This window comes from Streptomyces phaeochromogenes (genome assembly GCF_001418655.1).
Classification (GTDB): Bacteria; Actinomycetota; Actinomycetes; order Streptomycetales; family Streptomycetaceae; genus Streptomyces; species Streptomyces phaeochromogenes.
In genome coordinates this window covers 1-4,057 of the sequence record NZ_LIQZ01000624.1, presented here as the reverse complement: position 1 = coordinate 4,057, position 4,057 = coordinate 1, and the positions used below count along the sequence as shown (strand labels likewise).

Annotated in this window: 4 protein-coding genes; 1 reads left to right on the top strand and 3 read right to left on the bottom strand. The window is 69.1% G+C overall.

Translation table 11 applies throughout. The annotated features are described in order from the left end of the window. Positions 1–59: 59 nt before the first annotated feature. Together AOK17_RS46825 and AOK17_RS46820 are read right to left on the bottom strand one after the other, a co-directional pair. On the bottom strand, positions 60–503 hold the full coding sequence (locus AOK17_RS46825; protein WP_055618724.1) for an SRPBCC family protein: 444 nt from the start codon (positions 501–503) through the stop codon (positions 60–62). A gap of 138 nt (positions 504–641) precedes the next feature. Beyond that, the gene (locus AOK17_RS46820; protein ID WP_055618723.1) at positions 642–1,466 is read right to left on the bottom strand and encodes a metallophosphoesterase family protein; all 825 of its coding nucleotides are present in this window, start codon (positions 1,464–1,466) and stop codon (positions 642–644) included. Between the two features lie 311 nt (positions 1,467–1,777). On the opposite strand from AOK17_RS46820, the gene AOK17_RS46815 reads away from it, so the two are divergent. Further along, complete coding sequence (locus AOK17_RS46815; protein ID WP_055618722.1) at positions 1,778–3,574, top strand: AMP-dependent synthetase/ligase; 1,797 nt, start codon at positions 1,778–1,780, stop codon at positions 3,572–3,574. Positions 3,575–3,773: 199 nt separating this feature from the next. On the opposite strand, the gene AOK17_RS46810 is transcribed toward AOK17_RS46815, so the two are convergent. Next, positions 3,774–4,057: glycosyltransferase family 4 protein (locus AOK17_RS46810; protein ID WP_157881557.1), on the bottom strand; the 284-nt coding region annotated here is incomplete at its 5' end.

Here is a 4,057-nt window from a genome sequence, read left to right as displayed (position 1 = left end):
AACGGCCTCGTCCTCAAACGCGGACGGGCTGAAAGTCAGCCCCCGCTCACCCGCGCCGCCTACTTCTCGCCCGACTCCACCCTCTTCTTCAAGCCCGCCAGCGCCCGGTCGATGATGACCTTCTCCGCCTTGCGCTTGATCATGCCGAGCATGGGGATCTTGACGTCGACGGTGAGCTGGTAGGTGACCTGGGTGGCGCCGGTGCCCGCGGGCTTGAGGATGTACGAGCCGTCGAGGGAGCGGAGCATCTGGGACTTGACCAGGGTCCAGGAGACCTCGTGGTCGCCGGTCCAGGTGTAGCCGAGGGTCTGGTCGTCCTTGATCGCGCCGGCGTCCATGACGAGGCGTACCTGCTCGGCGCGGCCCTTCTCGTCCGTGGCGAGCACCTCCGCCTCCTTCACCTCGCCGGTCCAGTCCGGATAGCGGGCGAAGTCGGCGATCACCGCCATGACATCGGCCGGTGCCGCCTCGATCGTGATGCTCGAGCTGGTGTGTTCCGCCATCGCCGTGGCTCCTCCAGATGCGGTCCGGACATAGGGGTGTTCTTCGTGGTACGAACGCTTCCTACCTGTGTATGCAGCGTGAAGGCTACCGCGCGGCGGACTCCCGGCCGCCCCCGGCCCTGCGACCGCCGGTAGCCCTCACCACTCCAGCACCCACGGCTTCCCCGTTCCGGCGAAGTGACCCACGTTGACGCACTCCGTGGCGCCGACGCGCATCCGCCGGGCGAGCGGTTGGTGAACGTGGCCGAAGAGCGAATAACGCGGCCTGGTGCGCCGGATCGCGTCGAGCAGCGCCCGGCTCCCCCGCTCGAAGCGCCGCGCCACCGTGTCGTAGACGAGCTCGGGCACCTCCGGCGGGATGTGCGTGCACAGCACGTCGACCTCGCCGACGGCTTCGATCTTCGCCGCGTACTCCTCGTCACTGATCTCGTACGGCGTCCGCATGGGTGTGCGCAGGCCCCCGCCGACGAAGCCGAAGACACGGCCGCCGATCTCGACCCGCTCGCCGTCGAGCACGGTGGTGCCGGGCCCGGCGTACTCCGACCACAGGGGCGGCACGTCGACGTTGCCGTAGGTGGCGTACGTCGGAGTGGGGAACGCCGAGAACAGTTCGGCGTACTGCTTGCGCACGGCCTTCTCGATGGCGGGTCCGCGGTCGACGCCCGCCCACAGCCGCGCGCCGAAGGCCCGGGCCTCCTCGTAGTGGCGGGCGGTGCGGAGCTCGACGATGCGGTCCGTGTTCTCGGTGCCGAAGAGGTCCGGGAAGATGCCGCGGGAGTGGTCGGCGTAGTCGATGAAGAGCACGAGATCGCCGAGACAGATCAGGGCGTCCGCGCCGTCACCGGCCCTGACCAGGTCACGGACATTGCCGTGTACGTCGCTCACTACGTGGATGCGCGTCTTTCGGGCCTCGCCGCCCGGGCCGCCGATGCCGTTGGCGTCGCCGCCTTGTGTGCCTGCCATGGCGATCAAGGGTAAGCCTGTGGAGCAAACGTGTGTAGACGCGGGCGGACCTGCGGTTACCTCCCAGTCAGTAACGTGGTGGACTACTCTGCGCGAAGAAACACTCAAGAGGAACACCAACGCGTGTGACGCGGGGAACATCTCACCCGACCCCCCTGTCGTAGAGGCAGTACCGGCGGGTAACGTCCGGGCAGTCCAGTCGTGCTCAGGGTTTCAACCACCTTGGGTCCCAGAGCACACGCCCGAGCCTTGGACCGCTCCGTCGCATCACACGAAGTCGTGGCGTCGGCGCCCTATGAGGAGCAGCAGTCTTGCGCGAGTTCAGCCTTCCGGCTTTGTACGAGGTCCCCGCGGACGGCAATCTGACCGACATCGTCCGCAGAAACGCCGCGCAGCATCCGGACGTGGCGGTCATCGCCCGTAAGGTCGGCGGCACTTGGACGGATGTCTCGGCCACGACCTTCCTCGCCGAGGTACAGGCCGCCGCCAAGGGCCTGATCGCCTCGGGCGTGGCACCCGGCGACCGGGTCGGCCTCATGTCGCGTACGCGCTACGAGTGGACGCTCCTCGACTTCGCGATCTGGAGCGCGGGCGCCGTCACCGTGCCCGTGTACGAGACCAGTTCGGCGGAGCAGGTGCAGTGGATCCTCGGCGACTCGGGCGCGACCGCCGTCGTCGTGGAGCTGGACGCGCACGCGGCTGCCGTGGAGTCGGTGCGTCACGGGCTGCCCCACCTCAAGCACGTCTGGCAGATCGAGGGCGGCGGTGTCGAGGAGCTGGGCCGGGCCGGCAAGGACGTCACGGACGCCGCCGTCGAGGAGCGCAGCTCGCTCGCCAAGGCCGACGACCCGGCGACCATCGTCTACACGAGCGGTACGACCGGGCGCCCCAAGGGCTGCGTGCTGACCCACCGCAGCTTCTTCGCCGAGTGCGGCAACATCGTGGAGCGGCTGCGCCCCCTGTTCCGTACGGGTGAGTGCTCGGTGCTGCTCTTCCTGCCGCTCGCGCACGTCTTCGGGCGGCTCGTGCAGGTCGCGCCGATGATGGCGCCGATCAAGCTGGGCATGGTCCCGGACATCAAGAACCTCACGGACGAACTCGCCTCGTTCCGGCCGACGTTGATCCTCGGTGTGCCGCGCGTCTTCGAGAAGGTCTACAACTCGGCGCGGGCCAAGGCGCAGGCGGACGGCAAGGGCAAGATCTTCGACAAGGCGGCGGACACGGCGATCGCGTACAGCCGCGCGCTGGACACCCCGTCGGGCCCGTCGATCGGCCTGCGGATCAAGCACAAGACGTTCGACGCACTCGTCTACAGCAAGCTGCGCGCGGTGCTCGGCGGCAAGGGCGAGTACGCGATCTCGGGCGGCGCCCCGCTGGGTGAGCGACTCGGCCACTTCTTCCGCGGTATCGGCTTCACGGTCCTGGAGGGCTACGGCCTCACCGAGTCCTGTGCGGCCACCGCCTTCAACCCGTGGGACCGGCAGAAGATCGGTACGGTCGGCCAGCCGCTGCCGGGTTCGGTGATCCGTATCGCGGACGACGGTGAGGTGCTGCTGCACGGCGAGCACCTGTTCAAGGGGTACTGGAACAACGAGGCCGCGACCGCCGAGGCGCTCGCCGACGGCTGGTTCCACACCGGTGACATCGGCACGCTCGACGAGGACGGCTATCTGCGGATCACCGGCCGCAAGAAAGAGATCATCGTCACCGCGGGCGGCAAGAACGTCGCCCCGGCCGTGATCGAGGACCGCATCCGCGCGCACGCGCTGGTCGCGGAGTGCATGGTCGTCGGTGACGGACGTCCGTTCGTGGGCGCGCTGATCACCATCGACGACGAGTTCCTGGGCCGCTGGGCCGAGGAGCACGGCAAGCCGGCGGGTTCCACCGCGGTGTCGCTCGGACAGGATCCGGATCTGCTCGCGGCGATCCAGAGCGCGGTCGACGACGGCAACGCCGCGGTGTCGAAGGCGGAGTCGGTGCGGAAGTTCCGGGTTCTCGCTCACCAGTTCACCGAGGACTCCGGCCACCTCACGCCGTCCCTCAAGCTCAAGCGCAATGTGGTGGCGAAGGACTACGCGGACGAGATCGAGGCCATCTACCGGGGCTGAGCCCCCACGGGCTACCGGGGCTGGGCCCCACGGAGAAGCCTTCCCCACGAGACGTCTTGGGCGCGGTGGTCCAGACCGTGCGGGTTGGTTGTGGCACCGTCGCGCAGTTCCCCGCGCCCCTAAAACGGGGACGTCTCTTCCAGGGGCGTGGGAGCTGCGCGATCAGGCGCAACCAACCCTCAGCCGTACCCGCGGACCCCTACAACAGCTCCTTCAGCCTCTCCGCCAGCAGGTCCCAGCGCCACTTCTCCTCGACCCACTCCCGGCCCCGCTCCCCCATCCGGCACCGCAGCTCCGGATCGCCGAGCAGGGCGATGATGCGGTCGGCCGCGTCCTCCGGGGAGCCACCCCGTACGACCCAGCCGGTCTCGCCGTCGAGGACGGCGTCGGGCGCACCGCCGGAGTCGCCGGCGACCACGGGAAGCCCGGTCGCGGAGGCCTCCAGGTAGACGATGCCGAGCCCCTCGACGTCGAGGCCCCCGC

What these genes read in the sequence shown, in the direction of transcription:
- AOK17_RS46825 (WP_055618724.1), bottom strand. Translation starts at nt 503, where the DNA reads ATGGCGGAACACACCAGCTCGAGCATCACGATCGAGGCGGCACCGGCC.
- AOK17_RS46820 (WP_055618723.1), bottom strand. Translation starts at nt 1,466, where the DNA reads ATGGCAGGCACACAAGGCGGCGACGCCAACGGCATCGGCGGCCCGGGC.